Source organism: Spirillospora sp. NPDC048824 (genome assembly GCF_043198455.1).
Classification (GTDB): domain Bacteria; phylum Actinomycetota; class Actinomycetes; order Streptosporangiales; family Streptosporangiaceae; genus Spirillospora.
Genome location: NZ_JBICUS010000004.1, coordinates 21,697 through 45,798, shown reverse-complemented (window position 1 = coordinate 45,798; position 24,102 = coordinate 21,697). Strand labels below are relative to the sequence as shown.

The 24,102-nt window shown below is 72.4% G+C and carries 20 protein-coding genes; 6 read left to right on the top strand and 14 right to left on the bottom strand.

Annotated features, from left to right (window positions below; all coding sequences use genetic code 11):
• Positions 1 to 304 precede the first annotated feature (304 nt).
• Entirely contained in the window at positions 305 to 1,408 is a 1,104-nt protein-coding gene (locus ACGFIS_RS09210; RefSeq protein WP_392970153.1) for a PQQ-dependent sugar dehydrogenase, read from the top strand.
• A 92-nt stretch (positions 1,409 to 1,500) separates the two neighbouring features.
• Here the strand turns inward: ACGFIS_RS09210 and gatB are convergent, their stop codons facing one another.
• The 4 genes from gatB to ACGFIS_RS09190 all read right to left on the bottom strand — a co-directional run bounded on the left by gatB (position 1,501) and on the right by ACGFIS_RS09190 (position 5,206).
• On the bottom strand, positions 1,501 to 3,003 hold the full coding sequence (gene gatB, locus ACGFIS_RS09205) for an Asp-tRNA(Asn)/Glu-tRNA(Gln) amidotransferase subunit GatB (protein WP_392970150.1): 1,503 nt from the start codon (positions 3,001 to 3,003) through the stop codon (positions 1,501 to 1,503).
• Positions 3,000 to 4,496: an Asp-tRNA(Asn)/Glu-tRNA(Gln) amidotransferase subunit GatA gene (gene gatA, locus ACGFIS_RS09200; RefSeq protein ID WP_392970147.1), complete on the bottom strand. Its 1,497-nt coding sequence runs from the start codon at positions 4,494 to 4,496 to the stop codon at positions 3,000 to 3,002. Before gatA ends, gatB begins: the two co-directional genes overlap by 4 nt.
• Positions 4,496 to 4,795, bottom strand: a complete 300-nt coding sequence (gatC, locus tag ACGFIS_RS09195) for an Asp-tRNA(Asn)/Glu-tRNA(Gln) amidotransferase subunit GatC (RefSeq protein WP_392901546.1) — start codon at positions 4,793 to 4,795, stop codon at positions 4,496 to 4,498. Before gatC ends, gatA begins: the two co-directional genes overlap by 1 nt.
• Before the next feature lie 93 nt (positions 4,796 to 4,888).
• Positions 4,889 to 5,206 (bottom strand): hypothetical protein, encoded by a 318-nt coding sequence (locus ACGFIS_RS09190; protein ID WP_392901544.1) that lies wholly within the window; start codon positions 5,204 to 5,206, stop codon positions 4,889 to 4,891.
• A gap of 148 nt (positions 5,207 to 5,354) precedes the next feature.
• Between ACGFIS_RS09190 and ACGFIS_RS09185 the strand changes: the two genes are divergently transcribed.
• On the top strand, positions 5,355 to 5,597 hold the full coding sequence (locus tag ACGFIS_RS09185; protein ID WP_392970145.1) for a DUF6458 family protein: 243 nt from the start codon (positions 5,355 to 5,357) through the stop codon (positions 5,595 to 5,597).
• Between the two features lie 83 nt (positions 5,598 to 5,680).
• On the opposite strand, the gene ACGFIS_RS09180 is transcribed toward ACGFIS_RS09185, so the two are convergent.
• The 5 genes from ACGFIS_RS09180 to mnmA all read right to left on the bottom strand — a co-directional run bounded on the left by ACGFIS_RS09180 (position 5,681) and on the right by mnmA (position 13,283).
• The gene (locus ACGFIS_RS09180) at positions 5,681 to 7,795 is read right to left on the bottom strand and encodes a putative bifunctional diguanylate cyclase/phosphodiesterase (RefSeq protein WP_392901540.1); all 2,115 of its coding nucleotides are present in this window, start codon (positions 7,793 to 7,795) and stop codon (positions 5,681 to 5,683) included.
• Between the two features lie 257 nt (positions 7,796 to 8,052).
• A complete protein-coding gene (gene ligA / locus ACGFIS_RS09175; RefSeq protein WP_392901538.1) occupies positions 8,053 to 10,221 on the bottom strand; it encodes an NAD-dependent DNA ligase LigA in 2,169 nt (722 codons plus the stop codon).
• A gap of 52 nt (positions 10,222 to 10,273) precedes the next feature.
• Positions 10,274 to 11,290, bottom strand: coding sequence for a methionine synthase (locus ACGFIS_RS09170; RefSeq protein WP_392901536.1), 1,017 nt, complete (start codon positions 11,288 to 11,290; stop codon positions 10,274 to 10,276).
• A 25-nt stretch (positions 11,291 to 11,315) separates the two neighbouring features.
• Positions 11,316 to 12,134, bottom strand: a complete 819-nt coding sequence (locus ACGFIS_RS09165) for an LLM class F420-dependent oxidoreductase (RefSeq protein WP_392901534.1) — start codon at positions 12,132 to 12,134, stop codon at positions 11,316 to 11,318.
• Between the two features lie 72 nt (positions 12,135 to 12,206).
• Positions 12,207 to 13,283 carry a tRNA 2-thiouridine(34) synthase MnmA gene (mnmA, locus tag ACGFIS_RS09160; protein WP_392901532.1) on the bottom strand — a complete coding sequence of 359 codons (1,077 nt, stop codon included), beginning with the start codon at positions 13,281 to 13,283 and terminating at the stop codon, positions 12,207 to 12,209.
• 267 nt (positions 13,284 to 13,550) lie between these two features.
• On the opposite strand from mnmA, the gene ACGFIS_RS09155 reads away from it, so the two are divergent.
• The gene (locus tag ACGFIS_RS09155; protein WP_392901530.1) at positions 13,551 to 14,627 is read left to right on the top strand and encodes a DUF695 domain-containing protein; all 1,077 of its coding nucleotides are present in this window, start codon (positions 13,551 to 13,553) and stop codon (positions 14,625 to 14,627) included.
• Positions 14,628 to 14,669: 42 nt separating this feature from the next.
• Here ACGFIS_RS09155 and ACGFIS_RS09150 read toward each other — a convergent pair whose 3' ends face one another.
• Both ACGFIS_RS09150 and ACGFIS_RS09145 read right to left on the bottom strand, forming a co-directional pair.
• Positions 14,670 to 15,512, bottom strand: a complete 843-nt coding sequence (locus tag ACGFIS_RS09150) for a DUF1206 domain-containing protein (RefSeq protein WP_392901528.1) — start codon at positions 15,510 to 15,512, stop codon at positions 14,670 to 14,672.
• Between the two features lie 60 nt (positions 15,513 to 15,572).
• Entirely contained in the window at positions 15,573 to 16,748 is a 1,176-nt protein-coding gene (locus tag ACGFIS_RS09145; protein WP_392970367.1) for a cysteine desulfurase family protein, read from the bottom strand.
• 121 nt (positions 16,749 to 16,869) lie between these two features.
• Here ACGFIS_RS09145 and ACGFIS_RS09140 point away from each other — a divergent pair, with 121 nt between their 5' ends.
• The 3 genes from ACGFIS_RS09140 (at position 16,870) to ACGFIS_RS09130 (ending at position 20,679) form a co-directional block, all read left to right on the top strand.
• On the top strand, positions 16,870 to 17,391 hold the full coding sequence (locus ACGFIS_RS09140) for a TetR/AcrR family transcriptional regulator (protein ID WP_392901526.1): 522 nt from the start codon (positions 16,870 to 16,872) through the stop codon (positions 17,389 to 17,391).
• Positions 17,392 to 17,574: 183 nt separating this feature from the next.
• Complete coding sequence (locus tag ACGFIS_RS09135; RefSeq protein WP_392901524.1) at positions 17,575 to 18,810, top strand: MFS transporter; 1,236 nt, start codon at positions 17,575 to 17,577, stop codon at positions 18,808 to 18,810.
• A 66-nt stretch (positions 18,811 to 18,876) separates the two neighbouring features.
• Positions 18,877 to 20,679, top strand: a complete 1,803-nt coding sequence (locus tag ACGFIS_RS09130; protein ID WP_392901522.1) for a serine/threonine-protein kinase — start codon at positions 18,877 to 18,879, stop codon at positions 20,677 to 20,679.
• Between the two features lie 64 nt (positions 20,680 to 20,743).
• Here the strand turns inward: ACGFIS_RS09130 and ACGFIS_RS09125 are convergent, their stop codons facing one another.
• The 3 genes from ACGFIS_RS09125 to ACGFIS_RS09115 form a co-directional block, all read right to left on the bottom strand.
• Positions 20,744 to 21,694, bottom strand: a complete 951-nt coding sequence (locus ACGFIS_RS09125) for an electron transfer flavoprotein subunit alpha/FixB family protein (RefSeq protein WP_392901520.1) — start codon at positions 21,692 to 21,694, stop codon at positions 20,744 to 20,746.
• Between the two features lie 23 nt (positions 21,695 to 21,717).
• Positions 21,718 to 22,497 (bottom strand): electron transfer flavoprotein subunit beta/FixA family protein, encoded by a 780-nt coding sequence (locus tag ACGFIS_RS09120; protein WP_392901518.1) that lies wholly within the window; start codon positions 22,495 to 22,497, stop codon positions 21,718 to 21,720.
• Between the two features lie 275 nt (positions 22,498 to 22,772).
• Positions 22,773 to 24,098 carry a hypothetical protein gene (locus tag ACGFIS_RS09115; protein WP_392901516.1) on the bottom strand — a complete coding sequence of 442 codons (1,326 nt, stop codon included), beginning with the start codon at positions 24,096 to 24,098 and terminating at the stop codon, positions 22,773 to 22,775.
• Positions 24,099 to 24,102 lie beyond the last annotated feature (4 nt).

Below are 24,102 nucleotides of genomic sequence, written 5' to 3'. Positions count from 1 at the left end.
GGCGAACACGCCGGCTCGCCTGCCGGAGATCAGCGACGTCGCTGCACTACGGGATCACCGTGTCGCTCAATGTACGTTCGGTAGGTCACGGAGCGATTGAGGCTGAGCGTCCTCCCGGCGACAAACGACCTCGTCGAAGAACGGTTTGGGACGTCCGAAAGCCGATCGTCCCCGATGCGGTGGCATGCCCGGGAACACGTTGAGTGACCGCGTTCGAGTGCAGGTATCGCCCCGTGACGGGAATGATCCCGTCCCGGCTGGAACGGCGGGCCACTCGGATCCGTACTACCTACGGGAGGCGCTCATGCGAAGGCACACGATCGTCCTGGCCTCGGCCGCGGTGCTCTTGGCGGCCTGCTCGTCCTCGCCCTCCGGCGGGGACGGGGACGGCGGCGCGCACACGCCGCCGCCGCTGACGGCGAGCGGCCCGTCCGAGACGGGCGGCGGATCCCCAGGCGAACCACGCGCCGTGGCCACGGGCCTGCAGGTCCCCTGGGCGGTGGCGTTCCTTCCCGGCGGGGACGCACTCGTGACCGAACGCGACACAGCCGACCTGGTGCGCGTCACGTCGTCCGGCCAGTGGGAGCGGGTCGGCAAGGTGCCCGGCGTGGAACCCGGCGGGGAGGGCGGCCTGCTGGGCGTCGCGGTCTCCCCGGACTACTCCAGCGACAAGGCCATCTACCTGTACTACACGGCCGCGTCCGACAACCGCGTCGTCCGCGCCGCCTTCGACGGCCGTCTCGGCGCCACGGAACCCATCGTCACCGGGATCCCGAAGGGCGGCAATCACAACGGGGGCCGCATCGAGTTCGGCCCCGACAAGATGCTCTACGTCACCACCGGCGAGACCGGCGACACCGGCCTGTCCCAGGACAAGAACTCCCTCGGCGGCAAGATCCTCCGCGTCACCGCCGACGGGAAGCCCGCCCCCGGAAACCCGTTCGGCAACCGCGTCTGGACGTACGGGCACCGCAACGTCCAGGGACTCGCCTGGGACGACGAGGGCCGCCTCTACGCCACCGAGTTCGGGCAGAACCGCTTCGACGAGATCAACCGCATCGAGAAGGGCAAGAACTACGGCTGGCCCGAGGTCGAGGGCACGGGCGGCCGCGAAGGCTTCACCGACCCCCTCCTCACCTGGACGACCGAGGAGGCGTCCCCGTCCGGCCTCGCCTATGCGAACGGCTCCCTGTGGGCCGCCGCCCTGCGCGGCGAGCGCCTCTGGCAGGTCCCCCTCGACGACGGCGAGGCGGGACGGCCCACGGCCCACTTCGACTCCGGCTACGGCCGTCTCCGCGCCGTCGTCCAGGCACCCGGCGGCTCCCTCTGGCTCGCCACCAGCAACGAGGACGGCCGGGGCGACCCCGCCCCCGACGACGACCGGATCCTCAACGTCCCCCTCCGCTGAGGACCGGCACTCCGACTCCGCCCATCGGGGCGCGGAGTCGCGGCCGCTGTCGCCGCCGTCCCGTGGGTGCGCCACGGGACGGCGGGCGGATGTCAGGAGGCGGCGAGCTTCTCCAGGATCAGTTCGCGGGCGCGGCCCGCGTCGGCCTGACCCCGGGTGGCCTTCATGACGGCGCCGACGAGGGCGCCGGCGGCGGCGGCCTTCCCTGCGCGGATCTTGTCGGCCACGTCGGCGTTGTCGGCGATGACCTGGTCGATCACGGAGGACAGCTCGCCCTCGTCGCTGACGACCTTGAGGCCCCGGGCGGCGACGACCTCGTCCGGGGTGCCCTCGCCGGCGACGACGCCCTCGAACACCTTGCGGGCCAGCTTGTCGTTCAGCTCCCCCGCCGAGATCATCGCCTGGACGCGGGCGACCTGCTCGGGCGTGATGGGCAGGTCGGCCAGCTCGACGCCCTGCTCGGTGGCGCGCCGGGACAGCTCGTTCATCCACCACTTGCGGGCGGCCGCGGCGTCGGAGCCGTGCGCGATCGTGGCCTCGATGAGGTCGACGGCGCCGGCGTTGACGACGTCCCGCAGCTCCAGGTCGGACAGGCTCCACTCCCGCTGGATGCGGCGGCGCCGCGCGGCCGGAAGCTCGGGCAGCGACGCGCGCACCTCCTCGACCCATTCGCGGGACGGCGCCATCGGCACCAGGTCGGGCTCGGGGAAGTACCGGTAGTCCTGGGCCTCTTCCTTGCTGCGGCCGCTGGTGGTGCGGCCTGTGTCCTCGTGGAAGTGGCGGGTCTCCTGGACGACGCGCCCGCCGCCGGCCAGCACGCCCGCCTGCCGCTCGATCTCCGATCGGACGGCCCGCTCCACCGAACGCAGCGAGTTGACGTTCTTGGTCTCCGAGCGGGTGCCCCACTCGGACGCGCCGCGCGGCATGAGCGAGACGTTGACGTCGCAGCGCATCGATCCCTGCTCCATGCGCACGTCCGACACGTCCAGCGACCGGACCAGCTCGCGCAGCTCCGTCGCGTACGCGCGGGCCACGAGCGGCGCCTTGTCGCCGGTCGCGACGATCGGCCTGGTGACGATCTCGACCAGCGGGATCCCGGCCCGGTTGTAGTCGACCAGTGAGAACTCGGCGCCGTGGATCCGGCCGGTCGTGCCGCCGACGTGCAGGGACTTGCCGGTGTCCTCCTCCATGTGGACGCGCTCGATCTCGACCCGGTACGTCTCGCCCTCGACCTCGACGTCCAGGTACCCGTCGACGCACAGCGGCTCGTCGTACTGGGAGATCTGGAAGTTCTTCGGCATGTCCGGATAGAAGTAGTTCTTCCGGGCGAACCGGCACCATTCGACGATGTCGCAGTTCAGCGCCAAGCCGATCTTGATGATGCCCTCGATCGCGGCGCGGTTGGTGACCGGCAGCGAACCGGGCAGCCCCAGGCACACCGGGCACACCTGCGTGTTCGGCTCGGCGCCGAACCCGGTCGGGCAGCCGCAGAACATCTTGGACGCGGTGCCCAGCTCGATGTGGGTCTCGATGCCGAGCACCGGCTCGAACCTGGCGAGCGCCTCGTCGTAGTCCATCAGCGTCGCAGTGGTCACTTCGCCTCCACCAGTTCCGGGGCCTGGGCCAGGAGGGGGCCGCCCCAGCGGTCTTCGAGGGCCCGCTCGACGGCGGCGCCGACGCGGTAGACGCGGTCGTCGCCGAGGACGGGGGCCATGATCTGCAGGCCGACCGGCAGGCCGTCCGCCAGCCCGCACGGCACCGAGATCGCGGCGTTGCCGGTGAGGTTCGCCGGGATCGTGCACAGGTCGGCCAGGTACATCGCGACCGGGTCGTCGGCGCGCTCGCCGATCGGGAACGCGGTCGTCGGGGTGGTCGGCGACACCAGCACGTCCACCTGCTCGAACGCGGCCTCGAAGTCGCGCTTGATCAGCGTGCGGACCTGCTGCGCCTTGCCGTAGTAGGCGTCGTAGTAACCCGACGACAACGCGTAGGTGCCGAGCATGATGCGCCGCTTGACCTCCGGGCCGAAGCCCTCGGCGCGGGTCAGCGCCATGACCTCCTCGGCGCTGCGGCTGCCGTCGTCGCCGACCCGGAGCCCGTACCGCATCGCGTCGAAGCGGGCCAGGTTGGACGAGCACTCCGACGGCGCGATCAGGTAGTAGGCGGGCAGCGCGTAGGTGAAGTGCGGGCAGGAGACCTCGACGACCTTCGCGCCGAGCGACTCCAGCAGCTCGACCGTCTCGTTGAAGCGCGCCGAGACGCCCGGCTGGTAGCCCTCCCCCGCGAACTCCTTGACGACGCCGACGCGCAGCCCGTTGACGTCGGCGCGGCGTGCGGCCTCCACGACCGGCGGGACGGCCTCGGACACCGATGTCGAGTCCATCGGGTCATGTCCGCTGAACGCCTCGTGCAGCAGCGCCGCGTCGAGCACGTTGCGGGCGAACGGCCCCGGCGTGTCCAGCGACGACGCGAACGCGATCACGCCGTACCGGGAGGAACCCCCGTACGTGGGCTTCATGCCGACGATGCCGGTGACGGCCGCGGGCTGCCTGATCGACCCGCCCGTGTCGGTCCCCGTCGAGAGCGGCGCCTCGTACGCGGCCACCGCCGCGGACGAACCACCCGACGAACCGCCGGGGATCCGCTCCAGATCCCACGGGTTGCGCGAGGTGACGTAGGCGCTGTTCTCCGTGGACGAGCCCATCGCGAACTCGTCCATGTTCGTCTTGCCGAGGATCACCAGCCCGGCCTCACGCAGCCGCGCCGTCACCGTCGCGTCGTACGGCGGCCGCCACCCCTCAAGGATCTTGGACCCGGCCGTGGTGGGCATGTCCCTCGTGGTGAACACGTCCTTGTGCGCGATGGGGACACCGGCCAGCGGGCCGAGATCCTCCCCCGCCGCACGCCGCTCGTCCACCTTCCGGGCCTGCGCCAGCGTCGCCTCACGGTCGACGTGCAGGAACGCCTTCACCTGACCGTCCACGGCGGCGATGCGGTCCAGGTGCGCCTCGGCGACCTCGACCGCGGAGGCCTCACCGGCGGCGAGCAGCTCCCCGAGCTCCGCCGCCCCCTTCCCGACCAGCTCCATCACGCCTCCTCGTCCAGGATCCGGGGGACGCGGAAGCGCTGTTCCTCGGCGGCCGGCGCGCCGGCCAGGGCCTGTTCGGGCGTGAGGCACGGGCGTACCTCGTCGGCCCGGTAGACGTTGGTCAGCGGCAGCGCGTGCGAGGTGGGCGGGATGTCCTCCGCGGCGACCTCCTGCACCCGCGCGACCGCGGAGATGATCTGGTCGAGCTGGGCGGCGAGATGGTCGAGCTCGTCATCGCCGAGCGCCAGCCGGGACAGCCGGGCGAGATGCGAAACCTCGTCACGGGTGATGGCGGACATGTGAGAAACCGTTCCTGCGGATCGATGGGATTCGCCGCCCATCCTATGGGCCGCACCCCGACCGCCCGACCCCATCGCCACTACGGCAAGCCGCTATTGCTGCCCGGGGTGCGCCTGGCCCGGCTGGGGCTGGTAGCCGGGCTGCGGCTGACCCGCGTACGGCGCGTAGCCCGGGGCCCCCGGGGGAAGCGGCTGCGGCCGGTACGGCAGAGGCTGGGACGGCGCGGCCCCACTCAGCAGGCTCCCCGCGAAGTTTGCGAGCGCGAGCACGCCGAACCCTCCGAGGATGGCCACCTGGATCGCGTTCTGCCGGTTGCTGTCGGCGGTGACGGACACCATGGCGAGGATGAAGAGGCCGATCGCACCCGCCATCGACAGGATGGCGATCGCGGTACGGGAACCGTTGCTCATGGCGGAACCGTAGCGAAGGGGGCGGGACGGGGAGCAGTGGATCACCGATCTGCGGAGTGAAACTTCCCGAAATATGCATAGATTGTTTAGTTTCACCTGAAGGGGAACGCTCTCGTCGTCCACTCAGGGACGACGAGAGGAGACCGCCGTGACCATCGGCGGCAGCATCGCGCTGATCATCATCGGCGCGATCCTGGCCTACGCGGTCAGTTATGAGTTCAGCGGCATCGACATCCGGCTGGTCGGCGTGATCCTGATGATCGGCGGCCTGATCGGCCTGGTCATCGGCATCGTCCGGATCGTCTCGGCCCGCCGCAGCGTCGAGCGCCGGCCCCCGCCCGCGGTTCGCGAAGAGCACTACTACGAGGACGACTACCGCCGCCCGTACTGAGCGCCCTCATCTCCTGCCGCGGCCGCTGCCCGTACTGCCGCGGCAGGAACGTGCCGCAGCGGCGGGACGACCTCCTTCGAGTCTCAAGGCCCGGAGGTCGAAGGAACCGCCAGGAAGGCACTCCGGAGCCAGTCGGTGGCGGCTTCGGCGTCCATGGGGCGGCCGAAGTGCCAGCCTTGGGCGGCGTCGCAGCCCATTTCGCGAAGTGTCTGGGCGGTGGCGGGGTCCTCGACGCCTTCGGCGACCGAGCGCAGGCCGAGGGTGCGGACGAGGTCGACGATGGAGCGGACGATGACGGCGTCGTCGGTGGACTCGGAGAGGCGCCCCACGAACGAGGCGTCGATCTTGATCTCTTCGACCGGGAGGCGTTTGAGGCGGACGAGGGAGGAGTAGCCGGTGCCGAAGTCGTCGAGGCTGAGCGGGATCCCGAGGTCGGCGAGGGCGCTGACGGTGTCGGAGGCGTAGGCGGGCTCGTTCATCAGGATCCGCTCGGTGATCTCGAGCTGGAGCGCGGCGGCGGGCAGGCCGCGGGCGAGCAGCCCCTCCTCGATCGTCTCGGTGAGGCCCGTGTCGAGGAGGTCGCGTCCGGAGGCGTTGACGGCGACCTGGACGGTGAGGTCTTCGCGCCACCAGGCGGCGGCCTGCGTGAGCGCGGCGTCGACGACGTGGTGGGTGATGGAGCGCATGAGGTAGGTCTGCTCGGCGATCGACAGGAACGCGTCGGGTTCGAGGATGCCCTTGTCGGGATGGCGCCAGCGCAGGAGGGCCTCCATGCCGACGAGCTGGCCGTCCCGCAGGGAGACCTTCGGCTGGTAGAACAGCTCCAGTTCGGAGCGGTCGATGGCGCGGCGCAGCTCGCCGAGCATGCTGAGGCGTGCCGGTGAGTTGCGGTCCTTGGCGGGCGAGTAGATCTCGACGCCGGTGCGGGCCTCCTTGGCGTTGTACATGGCGACGTCGGCGCGCTGGAGGAGCAGTTCGAAGTCGGGCGCGTGGTCGGGGAACAGGGCGATGCCGACGCTGCCCTCAAGGTCGAAGGACATGCCGTCGAGGCGGACGGGTTCGCTGAGGGCGGCGCGGAGCCGGGCGGCGACCTCGCGGGCGGCGGCCTCGTCGCGGACGGACGGCAGCAGCACCGCGAACTCGTCGCCGCCGAGCCGCGCGACGAGGTCGCCGGGGCGGACGCTGTGCGTGAGGCGGTGCGCGACGAGCTGGAGGAGGCGGTCGCCGGTGGGGTGCCCGAGGGTGTCGTTGACCTCCTTGAAGCGGTCGAGGTCGAGCAGGAACAGCCCGGCGCGGTGGCTCGGCGGGTCGTTTCTGCGGCGGCGGGACCTGCCGCCGATCCCGGGGGCGCGGGCACCGCGCTTGCCGGCGCCGCGGGCTTCGGTGAGGGCCTCTTCGGTCCGGACGATGAGGAGTTTGCGGTTGGGGAGGCCGGTGAGCCCGTCGTGGAGGGCCTGGTGTTCGCGCCGGACGGAGACGGAGGCGTTCAGGTACACGGCGATGAACGGCAGGACGATGAGGGGCACGAACACCGCGGACCTGTCCATCGCGACGACCATCAGCGGGGCGAGGCCGAGCAGCGCCAGGTGGACGAGGATCTGGTAGCCGAGGTCGAAGCGGAGCGCCTTGACGAGCGAGACCCGTTCGTGGAGGGCGACGGCCGCCCCGACGAGCGTGTCGTTGCAGATGAAGTAGACGGTGCCGGCGAGCGCTATCGCGGGCAGGTCGCCTCCGTCGGGGACCCACAGGTCGGTGGGGGTGGCGAGGTCGCCGAACATGGCGAGGACGAGCTGGGCGGCGGCGAGGCTGAGGGTGTACTGCGCGGCGTTGAAGGCGATGCGGTGGGGGCTTCGGCCGCGGAAGATCCCGCAGGTGATGACGGCGATGGCCTGGAGGGCGGCGGCGATCGGGAGGCCGGCGTACAGCAGGGCGGCGAACGCGAACGTGGTGGAGGTGGTGGCGCCGTTGTTCTCGGTGGAGCCGGGGGTGATGATCGGCCGCAGTTCACCGAAGATGATGAAGCAGCCGAGGATCCAGAACACCGGCGCGCCGGCGAGCGCGTCCAGGTCGGCGCCGCTCAGACCGGAGAACGCGGTGACGCAGGCGGTGACGCCGAGCAGGATCACGACGACGAAGTAGATCCACAACGGGGACCCACGGCGCGGTGCCGTGTTCCGCGTGTTGTTCGGGTCCTTCATCACATCCTCGGGGGGGTTCGGGGGGCCGTCCCCCGGCACCGGACGTCCCCGACCTCGGGGGACGCCCCCCGGGTGTTACGTCCGGAGATTCAGGTGTAGGTCGTGATGAGAGGGAGGGTACGGCCTTCGCTCAACTTCGCGAAACCGATCGCGTACGTTGCGTTATGCCCGTATCGCACCCGGCCACTCACCGTTGGGTAGTTGAAGTGTACCCCTGAGTAACGCAAACCTGGTGAGAGCCCCGCGAATACACCGGGTTATTCTTCGGCGCTCACCGTCACGTTCGTGGCCGCATCCGGCCCTTCGGCCAGCAGGACGCGGAATCCTTCCTCCTGCAAGACCGGTACGCCCAGCTTGACGGCTTTGTCGTACTTGGACCCCGGACTGTCGCCCGCGACCACGAAGCCCGTCTTCTTCGACACCGAGCCGGACACCTTGCCGCCGAGCCGCTGCACCGCCTCGGTCGCCGAGTCGCGGCTGAACCCCTCCAGCGACCCGGTGATCACCACGGTGACCCCCTCCAGCGGACGCGGGCCCGCCGCGCCCTCGTCCTCCATCCGGACGCCCGCGGCACGCCACTTCTCGACGATCTCGCGGTGCCAATCGATCTCGAACCACTTCCTGATCGACACCGCGATCGTCGGGCCGACGCCGTCGACGGCCGCCAAGTCCTCCTCAGAGGCGTTCGCGATCGCGTCCATCGAGCGCATCTCGCGGGCCAGGTCGCGGGCCGCCGACGGTCCCACATGCCGGATCGACAGCGCCACCAGGACCCGCCACAGCGGCTGCTTCTTGGCCTTCTCCAGCTCGTCGAAGAGGATCTCGACGGTCTTCTTCGGCTCGCCCTCCTTGTTGGCGAAGAACGACACGACCTTGGGCTCACCGGTCTTCGGATCCGTCTTGGACGTGCCCGTCCGCTGGTCGAGCACGAGGCTCCGGATCGGAAGGAGCCGGTCGACGGTCAGGTGGAACAGGTCGCCCTCGTTCTTCACCGGCGGCTCGGACGGCTCCAGCGGCTGGGTGAGCGCCGTCGCCCCCACGTAGCCGAGCGCCTCGATGTCGAGCGCGTTGCGGCTCGCCACGAAGTACAGCCGCTCGCGCAGCTGACCGGGGCAGTACCGCGCGTTGGGACACCGGATGTCGGCGTCGCCCTCCTTCTCGTACGCCAGTTCGGTGCCGCACTCGGGGCAGTGCGCGGGCATCTGGAACTCGCGCTCCGACCCGTCCCGCAGGGCGGTGACCGGCGCGACGATCTCGGGGATCACGTCGCCGGCCTTGCGCAGGACGACCGTGTCGCCGATCAGCACGCCCTTGCGCTTCACCTCGCCCGCGTTGTGCAGCGTGGCCCGCTCGACCGTCGACCCGGCGACCTTGACCGGCTCCATCACGCCGTAGGGGGTGACGCGCCCCGTCCGGCCCACGCCGACCTTGATGTCGAGGAGCCGGGTGTTGACCTCCTCCGGCGGGTACTTCCACGCGATGGCCCAGCGAGGCGCCCGGCTCGTGGACCCGAGCCGCCGCTGCAGCGAGAACTGGTCGACCTTGACGACCACCCCGTCGATCTCGTACGCGGTGCCGTGCCGGTCCTCGCCGTACTCGGCGATGTACGCGCGGACGGCGTCCATCCCGCCGAGGACCTTGTAGCGGTCGCTGACCGGCAGCCCCCAGCCGCGCATCAGCTCGTAGGCCCCGGACTGGCTCTCCGGCTGCGTCCCGCCGCGCCACGCGCCGTACCCGTGGACGAGCATGCCGAGCGGGCGCTGCGCCGTGACCCGCGGGTCCTTCTGCCGCAGCGACCCGGCCGCCGCGTTGCGCGGGTTGGCGAACGGGTCCTTGCCGGCCTCCACCTGGGCGGCGTTGACCTGCTCGAAACCCTCGACGGGGAGGAAGACCTCGCCGCGGACCTCCAGCAGCTCCGGCCAGCCCTCGCCCTCCAGCCGGTGCGGGATGTCGGCGATGGTGCGGACGTTGTTGGTGACGTCCTCGCCGGTGCGCCCGTCGCCGCGGGTGACCCCGCGCACGAGCCGCCCGTCCTCGTAGGTCAGCGCGATGGCCAGCCCGTCGATCTTCAGTTCGCACAGGTATCCGGCGATCTTGCCGGCCTCCTTGACGACGCGCTCGTCCCACGCCACCAGTTCGTCGGCGCTCATCGCGTTGTCGAGGCTCTGCATCCGCTCCAGATGCTCGACGGTCGCGAAATCGGTGACGATCGGCGCACCGACCCGCTGCGTCGGCGAATCGGGCGTGACCAGCTCCGGATGCCGCTCCTCCAGCTCGTGCAGCTCCCGCATCCGCGCGTCGTACCCGGCGTCGGTGAGGGTCGGCTGGTCGAGGACGTAGTAGCGGTAGTTGGCTTCGTCGATCTCCCGGCTCAGCTCCAGATGCCGCTGCCGCGCCTCGCCGGGAACGCCGTCGCTCATGGTCATGCCCCCATTGTCGCCATCAGGTCCGACAATACGAGCCCCGCCGCGCCCGGGGTCAGTCCGCCGCCTCGTACAGCATGCGGGCCGTTGCCCGGCAGCGCTGGAGGGCCGCGCGGACGTGCCGCGGGGACGCGCCTGCCAGCCCGCACGCCGGAGTGATCACGACCTGCTCCGCCAGTCGCGCGGGCGGGAATCCGAGGCGCCGCCACAGGTCCCGCACCGGCCCGGCGGTCGCCCGGAGGGCGGGGAGGACGGTGTCGGTGGCGGGCACCGCGCCGAGGAACAGCCCCGTCCCGGCGTCGATCGTCTCGCCGACCGCGTCGTCGTCGCGTTTCGGCATGAGGTTCAGATCGACCGAGATCGCCTTCGCGCCCGCCCCTCGGAGCAGGGCATAGGGGACGTTGCGGGCGCAGCAGTGGACGACGGGGTAGGCCGCGTCCCCCGCGCAGGCGGTTTCGATCACCTTCCTGAGCGTGTCCTCGGCGACGGGCTCCTCGACGGCCCGCAGCCGCGAGAACCCGCTGGCGGTCGGGACCGTCCCGGCGAGCGCACCGGGCAGGGCCGGCTCGTCCAGCTGAAGCAGGATCTCCGCGGCGGGCAGGCGCCGCCGGACGTCCGCGACGTGCGCGGCGACGCCCTCGGCGAGCGAGGCGGCCAGGTCGCGGACGGCGCCCGGGTCCTTGAGCGCCCGGTCGCCGTGCCGCAGCTCGATCGTGGCGGCCAGCGTCCACGGCCCGCACACCTGGATCTTGAACGGGCCGTCGTGACCGCCCGCGACCTCCTCCAGCACGTCCAGGTCGCGGGCCAGGTGGTCGCGGGAGCGGAGGGTGTCGCGTCCCGGACGGTCGGAGAACCGCCAGCCGGACGGCTCCACGTGCACCGGCATCTCGACCAGCAGCCCGGCGGTCCGGCCGATCATGTCGGCGCCGGGACCGCGCGCGGGCAGCTCGGGCAGATGCGGCAGCTCGGGCAGCTCACCGAGGACGATCCGCAGCGCCTCCGCCGGGTCGCCCCCCGGATACGACCCGACCCCGGTCGCCGTCCCGGCCTGCCAGGGATAGCTCGTCGTCACACCCGGAACCCTATCGGCGCGTTGATCACAGGAGTTCCGCGAGCCGGTCCAGGTACCGGAGCGTGTCGTCCTCGGGCAGGGTCTTCAGGTTGAACAGGACCTCGTCCACGCCGGCGGCCTCCAGCCCGGCCACCGCCTCGGCGCTGCGCGGCACCCCGAACACCACCACGGGGAGGCGGCGTCCGGCCCGCTCACGCAGTTCGGCGATCTGCGCCGCGAGCTCGTCGGTGCCGCGCCCGTAGATCGGCATCCAGCCGTCGCCGAACTCCACGACCCGGTCGAACGTGGTCGGGCCGGAGCCGCCGATCATGATGGGCGGATGCGGGTCCTGGACGGGCTTCGGGTAGGAGAACACCGGGTCGAAGTCGACGAACTCGCCGTGGAACTCCGCCTCGTCCTTCGTCCACAGCTCCTTGACGGCCAGCACCCGCTCGCGCAGCAGCCGCACCCGGGTCTTCGGATCGGTGCCGTGGTTGCGCATCTCCTCGCGGTTCCAGCCCGCGCCGACGCCGAACACGGCCCGCCCGCCGGAGATCAGGTCGAGCGAGGCGACCTCCTTGGCCAGGACGATCGGGTCCCGCTGGATGACCAGCGCGATGCCCGTGCCGACGCGCAGCCGCTCGGTCGCGGTCGCCGCGGCGGTCAGCGCGACGAGCGGGTCGAGCGTCCGGTAGTACCAACGGGGCAGCTCGGCCCCGCCCGGCCACGGCGTCTCCCGCTTCACCGGGATGTGCGTGTGCTCGGCCAGGAACAGCGACGCGAAGCCGCGCTCCTCCAGCGCCCGCCCCAGCGCCGCAGGAGCGATCCCGTCATCGGTCACGAACGTCGAAACACCGAACTCCACAGCACGCCTCCAAAGCATCGCCTACGTGACCATAAGCCACCCAAGCTCAGCCTGATTCCCCGGGCCTGTGCGTCAGGCGGGAACGCGGGAGGTGTCGGAGATCGTGGAGGAGGCGAGCACGCGGTCGCCGTCGTACAGGACGGCGGCCTGGCCCGGTGCCACACCGCGTGCGGGGCCGGCCAGGCGGATGCGCAGTTCGCCGCCGTCCTGCTCGACCGTGCAGCCGTACACCTCACCGTGCGCGCGGAGCTGCACCTGGCAGTCGAACGGGCCGCTGCGGGGCTCGCTCAGCCACACCGGACGCTCGCCGGTGATCTCGTGGACGTCCAGCGACTCGCGCGGCCCCACCGTCACCGTGTTCGTCACCGGGGAGATGTCCAGGACGTAGCGGGGACGCCCGTCGGGCGCCGGCGTGCCGATGCGCAGGCCCTTGCGCTGCCCGATCGTGTAGGCGTAGGCGCCCTCGTGCTCGCCGACCTCGTTGCCGTCGGCGTCGACGATCGGGCCGGGCGCCGAGCCGAGCCGCTCGGCCAGGAAGCCCCGCGTGTCGCCGTCCGCGATGAAGCAGATGTCGTGGCTGTCGGGCTTGTCGGCCACCTGGAGGCCGCGCCGCTCCGCCTCCCGCCGGATGTCGGCCTTGGACGTGTCGCCCAGCGGGAACAGGGCGTGCGCGAGCTGCTCGGGCGTGCACACGGCCAGCACGTACGACTGGTCCTTGCCCTCGTCGACGCCTCGCCGCAGGACGCCGCCGTCGAGCCGCGCGTAGTGGCCGGTGCAGACGGCGTCGAAGCCGAGCGCCATCGCCCGGTCCAGCAGCGCCGCGAACTTGATCTTCTCGTTGCAGCGCAGGCACGGGTTCGGGGTGCGCCCGGCCGCGTACTCGCTGACGAAGTCCTCCACGACGTCCTTGTGGAAGCGTTCGGCGAGATCCCACACGTAGAACGGGATGCCGATCACATCGGCGGCGCGGCGGGCGTCCCTGGAGTCCTCCAGGGTGCAGCAGCCGCGTGCCCCCGTCCGGTACGACCGGGGGTTGCTGGACAGGGCCATGTGGACGCCGGTGACGTCGTGCCCGGCCTCTGCGGCGCGGGCGGCGGCCACGGCGGAGTCGACGCCGCCGGACATGGCGGCGAGTACGCGCAAAGTCATAGTCCCTCGAGGGTACGCGGCGTGGCCCGGTCCGCCATCGTCATTTCCGCGGACGACGCCGGGCCGCCGGGCTTCGTGCCTGCCGCGGGGCGTGCCTGCCGTACGGTAGGACGCGACAGGAACTTGAACGACCTGCGCATTCCACCTCCCGCACCGGTCGCCCTTCGTCATGAGACGCTACCGACCGCCACCGACAGCATGAGAGGAGAAGCAAGGGGACGCGCCGCACCCGCTGATCGCCGATGGCGTTCCTCTTGTATCTGCCCGATGGGAATCTTCCGTCGTCCGCGCGACGCGTCACCGGTGACGCCTCCCGCGATCAGCGAGTTCTGGGAGTGGTGGGCGCAGGCCCGCCCGACGATCGAGGCCTCGCTGGCCGCCGGGCCCGAGCAGCCCGAGCCCGACGCACCCGGCGAGGGCCTGTCGGCCGAGGCGATCGAGGAGCTGTCCCGCCGCGTCCACAAGATCCACGCGGGGCTCCAGTGGGAGATCGGCGGCGCCGACGACCGCTCCCCGTCCCTCACCGTGTCCGGCGGCGGCGACCCCGAGCTGCGGGGGCTGACCGAACGCTGGGCGCGTTCCGCGCCGTCCCGGTCGGCGGCCGGCGGATGGAGCTTTCATCCCGCGCGCCAGCCCGACCCGGAGATGCTCGCGCAGGATCTCATCCTCGGCGACCACGAGTTCGATCTGGAGTACGTCCGGCTCGGCATGCGCGCCGACGCCGACCGGGCCCGGGTGCACATCGCCGCCTACCACCCCGACTTCCTGTTCGTCGCCGAGGAGCAGCAGCTCCAGGTGGCGCTGAACGTCCTGCACTGGGCCCTCGGCGAGGACGACGTCGCCCGCTGGATCGGCGAGGTCACCATCGCCACGGAGGCGCCGATCGACTCGCTGCCGCCGTCGATGCTGTCCGCGGTCGTCGAGCAGATCGCCGAGCCGTTCTCCGAGCCCGCCTGGCTGACCGGCGAGGGCCGGACTCCCCGCGGCCACCCCGCCCGCCTCGGCGCCAGGTTCCCGCTGCACCGGCAGGACTACCCCCTCTGCGACCTGCACGTGGCGATCACCGTCCCGTACGCCAACAGCAACCCCGACCGCCTCCCCGTCGAACCGTCGTCGGGCGCGCTGCGCGCCTTCGAGAAGAAGCTCACCAAGCTCGGCGACCGCGCCGTCCTCGCCGTCCGCGAGACCGGTGACGGCCTCCGCGTCTTCCACCTGTACGCCGACCCCGACTCCGGGGTCATCTCCGAACTCGACCAGCTCGCCGCCGGCTGGCCGGAGGGCAAGGCCAAGGTCGCCTCCACCAACGACCCCGGCTGGCGGGCCCTGGCGCCCTACCAGCCCTGACGTCCTGCGTGCCCTGACGTCCTTCCTGCGGGCCCTGACGCCCTACAGGCCCGGACGGGACGCGTCGACCTTGCGCCACCGCGCCTCGCAGAAGGAGTAGAGGCCGAAGGTCACGACGCCCGCGGCGACGGCGACGAGGCCCCAGGCTCCGGCGGGGGTGCCGGCGAACTCGCGGAGGGTGCCGTCCAGCCCCTTGGCCTTCTCCGGCTGGAAGGTGATGGCGGCGTAGGCGAGGAACGCACCGGCTCCGGTGCCGATGAGGCCGCGGGCGGCGTTGCCGGCGATCCCGAAGGGCTGGACGAAGCGGCGCGCCGCCCGGCCCATCCGGCCGGTGTCCAGTTCTTCCATGAACTCCCGGCGGACGGCGTTGACGACCGTCACCGCGCCCCACACCAGGAAGCCCGCCGCGACGGCCAGGATGAGCCAGCGTCCGCCGGGCTCGGCCATGGCCCGCGCGGTGAAGGCCTTGGACTGCTGGTCGCTCGACGTGCCCTGGTGTCCGAGCAGGAACCCCAGGGTCGCCGCGGTGCCGCTCGCGTAGACGAGGCTGCGGGCGGCCGACCCCAGCCGCTCGGTGGGCTTGTCACCGTCCGGCACGGGGCGTCCGTACAGGGCTTCTCCGAACTGCCAGGCGGCGAGCGCGGCGAAACCGGCCGCCATCAGCCACAGGACGACGGTGCCGCCGGGGTTGTCCGCGACGATCTGGAGGGCGCCCTTCCGCTCGGCCTCCTGGCCGCCGCCACCGAACCCGATCTGGAGCGCGAGCCAGCCGACCAGCAGGTAGATGAGGCCGCGGGCGACCAGGCCGACGCGCGACATGTGGTGGAACCACGGGTGTCCCGCGGCTCTCCGGCCCGCCTGTTTCACCGCGCCGCCCGTCGTCATCGCACCGCCTTCCTTGGGAACGGCAATGCTGTCCCCGTTCAAGGGACGTTCAAACTCCGGTCAGCTGAGGCCGGCGCGGCGGGCGCGTTCCACGATGGGGCCGATGGCGTCGGCGAGGGCCTTCACGTCGGCCTCGGTGGAGGTGTGGCCGAGGGTGAAGCGCAGGGAGCCGCGGGCGCGTTCCGCGCCGGTGCCCATCGCCAGCAGGACGTGGCTGGGCTGGGAGACGCCGGCGGAGCACGCCGAACCGGTGGAGCAGGCGATGCCGCGCGCGTCCAGCAGCATGAGCAGGGCGTCGCCCTCACAACCGGGGAAGGTGAAGTGCGCGTTGCCGGGGAGGCGGTCGTCCGGATCGCCGTTGAGGATCGCGTCGGGCACGGCGGCGCGGACGGCGTCGATCAGCCGGTCGCGCAGTTCGGTGAGGCGCCGCGCCTCGGCGTCGCGGTGCGCGACGGTGGCGCGGACGGCGGCGGCGAACCCGGCGATGGCGGGCGTGTCGAGCGTCCCCGACCGGACGTCGCGTTCCTGGCCGCCGCCGTGCAGCAGCGGGACCGGGTCGAGGAAGACGGGCTCTTTGGGCTTGGCGAGCAGCAGCGCGCCCACGCCGAGAGGGCCGCCGAGCTTGTGGCCGGTGAGGGTGAGCGCCTGCGCGCCGCTCGTACCGAACGCCACGGGCAGCGTCGCGGCGGCCTGGACGGCGTCGGTGTGCAGCGGGACGCCTTTTTCGCGGGCCGCGGCGGCGAGTTCCGCGACGGGCTGGACGGTGCCGACCTCGTTGTTGGCCCACATCACGGTCGCCAGCGCGACATCGTCACCGGAGCCGAGCGCCTCGCGCAGCGTCTCCGGGCGGACGCGGCCGCGCTCGTCCACGGGGATCCAGTCGACGCGGGCACCCTCGTGGTCGGCGAGCCACTGCACGGCGTCCATGACGGCGTGGTGCTCGACGGCGCCGGCCAGGACGCGGGTGCGGGCGGGGTCGGCGGCGCGGCGTGCCCAGTACAGGCCCTTGACGGCGAGGTTGTCGGCCTCGGTGCCGCCGGAGGTGAACACGACCTCGCTCGGCCGGGCGTCGAACGCCTCGGCGATGATCTCGCGGGACTCCTCGACGACCCGGCGGGAGCGCCGCCCCACCGCGTGCAGCGAGGACGGGTTCCCGAGTTCGCGCAGCTCCGCCGTCATCGCCTCGATGGCCTCGGGCAGCATCGGGGTCGTCGCTGCATGGTCGAGGTAGGTCACCACGGGGTCAACAGTATCCACGCCGCCCCTGTTCCCCTCCGGTGCCCGTGCGGTTGCGGGAATGGCGGGGGCGGACCTCCGGTTACGATCTATACCGTCCAGCCGGTACAGTAAAATCATCATGACGAAGGAAGCCCTCTTGAACGCCGCCGAAGCCGTCCTCTCCGAGCAGGGGACCCAGGCGCTGACGCTCACCGCGGTCGCGGACCGCGCCGGCGTCAGCAAGGGAGGGCTGCTCTACCACTTCCCCACCAAGGACGTGCTCGTCAGGGCGATGGTGGCGCGGGTCATCGAGGAGTTCGACGACCTGATCGCCTCCTACGACGACGGCGCGCCGGGCTCCTACACCCGGGCCTACGTCGAGGCCACGTTCGAGATCCTGACCGGCGAGGCCCGCGCCTACCGGCGATGGTCGGCCATCACGGCCGCCGCGGCGGACCCGGAGCAGGCCGAGCCGCTGAACGAGGCGATGCGGCGCTGGCACGGCCGCGCCCCCGCGGACGACCCCGACCCCGGCACCGCGACGGTCGTCCGGCTGGCGGCCGAGGGCCTCTGGGAAGTGGTGAGCCATGATCCCGGGCTGTACGACGCGGACCAGCTCGAAGCGCTGAGGCAGCGGCTCCTGGACCTGCTGGAGCGATGACCCCCGGGCGCCCCGCGCCCCGCCGAACAACCTGAGCGATCCGGGCCCGAGGGTCTGGAGCGTTCCATGACGTCCCCACCACGACGTCCCCACCACGGCGTCCGCCACATGACGGCCGCCGCCACGACGTTTGCCACCACGGGCCGCACACCGCGCCCCGCCGAGCCGAGAAAGAGGTGAACCATGTTGCTGCGCGCCCGTTCGGGGACGTTCCTGACCTTCGCACTGGCAGGTCTGCTGACCGGAGTGTGGGTGGCGCGAATGCCCGCGCTCGCCGCCAGATTCGGGACGACCGAGGGCGAGATCGGCATCGTCGTCCTCGTCTGGGGGCTCGGCGCGATCGTGGCGATGCAGGCGCTGCGCGGCGTGATGTCCCGCGCCGGCAGCCGGGCCGTCCTGCGGGCCGCGCTGCCGCTGACCTCGCTGTCCTTCGCGGCGATCGCGCTCGCCCCTTCCTACGGCGTGCTGCTCGCCGCCGTCGTGCTGTTCGGGATGACGTTCGGGATCACCGACATCGCGATGAACGCGCAGGGCAGCGTCGTCGAGCGGGCGTACCGCCGGCCCGTCATGAGCGGCATGCACGCCGGCTGGTGCGTCGGCGCGATGAGCGGCGGCGTGTTCGGCGTCGTCACGGCCGCGGCCGGGTTCGGGTTCACCACGACCGTGCTGACCGCCGCGCTGCTGTCGATGCCCGCCGGCCTCGCGCTCGGCCGCACCTACCTGCCCGACCCCGCCCGCCCGGAGGCCGGCGCCGCGTCCGGGACGGGACGCAGGGCGCGCCGCCTCCCGCCCGCCGTGTACCTGATCGGCGTCCTCGCGTTCATCGCGTTCATGACGGAGGGCTCGATCGCCGACTGGAGCGGCCTGCTCCTGCACGACGAGATGGGCGCCACCGAGGCGGTGGCGGCGGCCGGCTACCCCGTGTTCGAGCTGGCGATGCTGCTCGGCCGGCTCGTCGGCGACCGGGTCCGGATGCGCGTCGGCACCCGGCGGCTGCTGACCGGCGCCGGGCTCGGCACCGCGCTCGGCATGAGCGTCGTCGTGCTGGCTCCCGGACCGGGCGTCGCGATCGCCGGGTTCTTCGTGACCGGGCTGGTGGTGTGCACGGTCGTCCCGACGACGATCTCGCTGGCCGGGACCGCCGCCCCGGACCGGCCCGCCGCGGCCGTCGCCCAGGTCGGCGCGATGGGCTACGGAGGTCTCCTCCTCGGCCCGGTCGTGGTCGGTTTCCTGTCGGAGGCCACGTCCCTGCGGGTGGGGGTGGGCACGGTCGTCGTGCTGGCCCTGCTCATCGCCGCCGGTGCCCGTTTCGTCCCGCTCCGCACCGGCACGGACGCCGCCGCACCGGCCGTCACCGCCGCGGTGCCCGCGCGGGCGGACGATCCGAACGACACCCGGCCCGAACCCATCGCGGCCTGAACGGCCGACCCGCCACCCGATCCGGTATAACCCATCAGGACCATTCCTGGCGATGGGGGCTGATGGATGGGCGAGTGGCGGGTTGCCGGGTACAGCGAGCTGCGGCCTCTCGGTGAGGGCGCGCAGGGACGCGTGGTGCTGGCGCGGCACGACGCCACCGGCCGCCCCGCCGCGATCAAGTACCTCGCGGGCTCCCTGGCCGGAGACGAGGAGTTCCGCGGCCGGTTCCGCGCCGAGGCCGGCCTGCTGAGCCGGCTGCGCAACCCGTACATCGCCGGCCTTTACGGGCTGGTCGAGACGCCGGACGGCGCCGCCATCGTCATGGAGGCCGTGGACGGCGCGTCCCTCAAGGCCGTCCTGGCCGAGTCCGGGCCGCTGGCGCCCGAGGCGGCCCTGGCGTTGCTCAAGGGGTCGCTGCGGGGCCTCGCCGCCGCTCACGGCCTCGGCATCGTGCACCGCGACTACAAGCCCGCGAACGTGATCGTGCGCGGCGACGGGCTGAGCAAGCTCATCGACTTCGGAATCGCCGTCGACGCGGGCGCGACGGGACGGGCGGGGACCCCCGTCTACATGGCGCCGGAGCAGTGGCGGGACGAACCCGCGTCGCCCGCGACCGACGTGTACGCGGCGGCGTGCGTGTTCTTCGAGTGCGTGACGGGCCGCCGCCCCTACTCCGCCGAGGACCAGGCCGGGCTGATGGGCCGGCATCTGACCGCGCCGATCCCGGCCGGGGACGTCCCCGAGCCGCTCCGGCCGCTGATCGTGCGCGGCCTGGCCAAGAACCCGTGGGACCGTCCGCCGGGCGCCGCCGCGTTCGTCTCGGAACTGGAGTCGGCCGCCTCCGCCGCGTACGGGCCCGACTGGGAGGGACGCGGCATCCGCACCCTCGCGGGGGCCGCCGCCGCGCTGGCGATGCTGTTCCCGCTCACCGCGCTCGGCCTCGGCGCGGGCGGTGCGTCTGCGGGCGCCGCGGGAGCCGCCGGCGGGGCGGCGGGCGCGGGCGGAGCCGCCGGGACGGGGGGTGCCGGGGCGGCGGGAGCGGCGGGCAAGGGCGTCCTGGGGACGCTCGGCGCGAAGGGCACGGCCGCCGTCGCGGGCGGGGCGGCGGCGGTGACCGTGGGCGGCGGCGCGGCGGTCTACGTGGCCGTCGCGGACGAGGCGCCCGGGCCGAAGCCGGTCGTGGCCCGGCTGGCCGCGCTCAGCGAGCCGCAGCGGGACATCGGCAACGGGGCGACGTTCCGGGCGCAGGGCCGGATCGTGCGCGTCACCGGCGGCGGCGCCGCGCTCAACCGTAAGATCAACCAGGCGCTGCGGGCACCACTCGAACAGCGCTGGGACAAGACGCGGACCGGCCTGGGGCGCACCGGCAGGGGCGCCTACACCGATGTCGTGAAGCCGGCGATACTCCTGCGCAACGACAGGCTGCTGTCGGTCTGGTACAGCGTCTCGCTGCGCGGTGACCGCGGGTCGGGCTGGGACCAGCCGCAGGCCGTGACCGTGGATCTGCGGACCGGCGCGTCCTACCGGCCGCTCGACCTGTTCCGCGATTCGGCCGAGCGGGGCCTCGCGCCGGTGGACGAGAAGATCAAGGCGAACCTGCCCGGTGGCGTCTACTGCGGACCGCGCACCGCGGCGCCCGGAACCGTGCTTCCCAGGGGCACCGACAACCCGTCCGCGTTCATCAGGTCCGGCGACGTCACCATGGCCCTCACGCCGACGGGCGTACGGGTGGCCTTCTACGGCCAGTTGCTCGGATACGAGTCGGCGTGCGGGCTGCAGGACACGGTCGTCCCCTACGCCGACATCGGCGGGATGCTCAAGCCGGCGCTGCAGGCGGCCGTCCCGTACCCGTCCCCGAAGCGCTCGTGAAACGCGGAAGGCCCCGGCGACGGCCTTGGGGTCCGGTGGTCGTCGCCGGGGCTTTCGCGCGAGGTCACTTGCGCTTGGTGATCTCCTCGGTGAGCTGCGGCGCGACCTGGAAGAGGTCGCCCACGATCCCGTAGTCGACGAGCTCGAAGATCGGCGCCTCGGGGTCCTTGTTGATGGCGATGATGGTCTTCGAGGTCTGCATTCCGGCCCGGTGCTGGATGGCACCGGAGATGCCGACCGCGATGTACAGCTGCGGCGACACGGTCTTGCCGGTCTGGCCGACCTGGAACGAGTGCGGGTACCAGCCCGCGTCGGTCGCGGCGCGGGACGCGCCGACGGCCGCGCCGAGCGAGTCGGCCAGGCCCTCGATGATCGAGAAGTTCTCGGCGCCGCCGACGCCGCGGCCGCCGGACACGACGATCGCGGCCTCGGTCAGGTCCGGGCGCTCGCCCTTCTCCTGGACGACCTTCTCGACGATCTTGGCGCCCTTGTCGGCGTCCGACAGCGTGACCGAAACCTGCTCCTCCGCCGGAGTGGCGGGGGACGCCTCGGGGGCGACCGAGTTCGGCCGGACGGCGATGATCGGCGTGCCGGTCTTCACCTTGGCGTGCGCGATGATCCCGCCGCCGAAGATGGAGTGCTCTGCGACGAAGCCGTCGGTGACGTCCACGACGTCGGTGAGCACACCGGAGCCGGTCTTGACCGCGAGGCGGCCCGCGATCTCCTTGCCCTCGGCGGTCGCGGCGACCAGCACCGCGGCCGGGGACCCGGCGCCGACGAGCTGGGCGAGCAGCGCGGCCTTCGGGGCGACGACGTAGGAGGTCAGCTCCTCGTCGGCGGCCACGTAGACCTTGCCGGCGCCGTACTCGCCGAGCTTGTCCTTGGCGTTCTCATAGCCCGGGCCGACCCATACCGCGGCGGCCTCGCCGAGCCGGTTCGCCAGCGTCAGCAGTTCGAGCGTGACCTTCTTGACCTCACCGTCGACGTGGTCGACGAGGACGAGAATCTCTGCCATTTTTCGCTAATCCCCTTCCCCGGTCAGACGAACTTCTTCGACGCGAGGAACTCGGCGATCTTCGCGCCGCCGTCGCCCTCGTCGGTGACGATCTCACCCTTGGCGCGCGGCGGCGCCTCGGCGAAGTCGACCACTTCGGTGGCGGCGTTCGCCAGGCCCACCTGGGACGCGTCGATGCCGGCGTCGCCCAGGCCGAGCGTCTCGACCGGCTTCTTCTTGGCCGCCATGATCCCCTTGAACGAGGGGTAGCGCGGCTCGTTGATCTTCTCGACGACGCTGACGACCGCGGGCAGGCTCGCCTCGACCCGGTCGAAACCGTAGTCGGTCTGGCGCTGTGCCTTGATGGACGTCCCGTCGATCTCGACCTTGTTGGCGAGCGACACCTGCGCGGCGCCCAGCCGCTCGGCGAGCATCGCGGCGAGGACGCCGGTGCGCGCGTCGGTGGACTCCGAGCCGAGCACCACCAGGTCGAACCCGGTGCGGCCGAGGGCCTGCTGGATGGCGTACGAGGTCTGCAGCGCGTCGGAGCCCGCGAGACCGTCGTCGACGAGGTGGACGGCCTTGTCGGCGCCCATGGCCAGGGACTTGCGGATCGAGTCGGTGGCCTTGTCGGGACCCATGGTCAGGACGGTCACCTCGCCGCCGTGGGCCTCCTTGATGCGCAGCGCCTCTTCGATCGCGTACTCATCGAGTTCGTTGATGACACCGTCCGCCGCAGCGCGGTCGAGCGTGCTGTCATCGGACTTCAGCTTGCGCGGGCTCTCCGTATCGGGAACCTGCTTCACCAGGACGACGATGTTCATGGCCGGTGGCCGACCTCCCTGCACTCAGTTGGCCGCCGAGTTGAGCGGCGGAGGGGCGCCGCCCATGGCGGGTCGACGCGGACATGCTTTTCGAAGTCACAGCCTGCCAAACACCCGAACGTGCTTCGGAGCCGGGTCCCTGATAGGGCCGTGCACCACAGATGTTACTTGCGAGTAGCCTATCGGCAAATCCCAGTTCGTGAGACCTTACCCACGTGGCCGCCGGATTCGCGGCGACCACCGCGTCCCGAACCCGGCGTGACGCACTTCACGTCTCAGAACCGGTTGACGGCGGTCTGCAGGCGGTCCATGGTGCCCTCCACCGAACTCTGCAGCCCGTACATCGGCGAGAAGCTCGGCGTCAGCGTCAGGGCCCCGACCACCGCGAGCAGGGCCAGGACGCCGAGAACGGCGCCCGCCGCCGCGATGTGCCGCGGCCGCCGCGCGGCCGACACGAACATCCTCTCCAGCTGACGCCGCGGGCCGTTGACGCCCGGCGCCGTCCACAGCACCGCCGCGCCCGCCCCGGCGCCGAACGCGGCGGCGCTGAGCGAGTCGATCTCCCCGCCCACCGCCGACACCGCGACGAGCCCGAGCGGAACGGCGACCGTGAACGCCGCCGCGTACGGGACGGTCAGCAGCGTCCGCCCGCACGCCCACGCCCAGCCCCCCGCCGTCGTTCCCGCCACCCGCAGCAGCGTCACGGCGCCCAGCGACAGCACGAGCCCCGCGACCGGCGCGATGACCACCAGGGCGACCGCGATCACCACGACCATCGCCGCCAGCAGCCGCGCCCAGCCCCGCGCCACGGCCAGCCGCTGCGCCCCGCCGGCCGTCTCCGGGGCCCCGGCCGCATCCGGTGACGCGGCTACGGGCGTCGCCGCGGGTGCGGGCGCGGGCGTGGCCGCCGCGGAAAGAGCGGGGCCGGAACGGGTGGACGGCGCGGACGGCAACTCCAGCCGGGACGTCGCCTCCACCAGCTCAGCCGCATCCGGGCGTACACCGGCATCGAGGTCCGCGGCCGCCTCCGCCAGCGGGCGCAGGTCCGCGGGCAGCGCGTCCAGGGGCGGCGGGCCGGGTGCGGCCCGGGCGGCCGCGCCGGCGGCGGCGAAGGCCACGGCCGCGGCCCACGCCCGGACGTCGTCCGCCGCCGTGGGACCGGCCGTCAGCCCGAAGTCGATGACGACGGGCGCGTCGTCCACGACCAGGATCGTCCCGGGGCCGAGTTCACCGTGCACGAGACCGGCCCCATGGATGGCGGCGAGGGCCTTGGCCAGCCCGAACGCCAGCCTGCGCAGCGCGTCACCCGGCATCGGGCCCCGCTCGGCGACCGTCTCCTCGAGCGGCCGCCCCGGAACGAACCGGGACACGACGTACGGGGTGGGCGCGGCGGCGTCCCCGTCCAGGACGTCCACCACGTAGGGGCAGAGCACCTCGCGCATCCGCGCGATGTCGGGCGCCGCGCCCGGCGGGAGAAGCCTGATCGCCACGTCGCGCCCGTCGGGCCCGGCGGCACGATGGACGGCGCCGTCCCCGGCGCCCAGCCGGGACAGCAGCCGGTAGGGGCCGATGTGCTCTTGGTGGCTCGTTTCGCCGCTCATAATG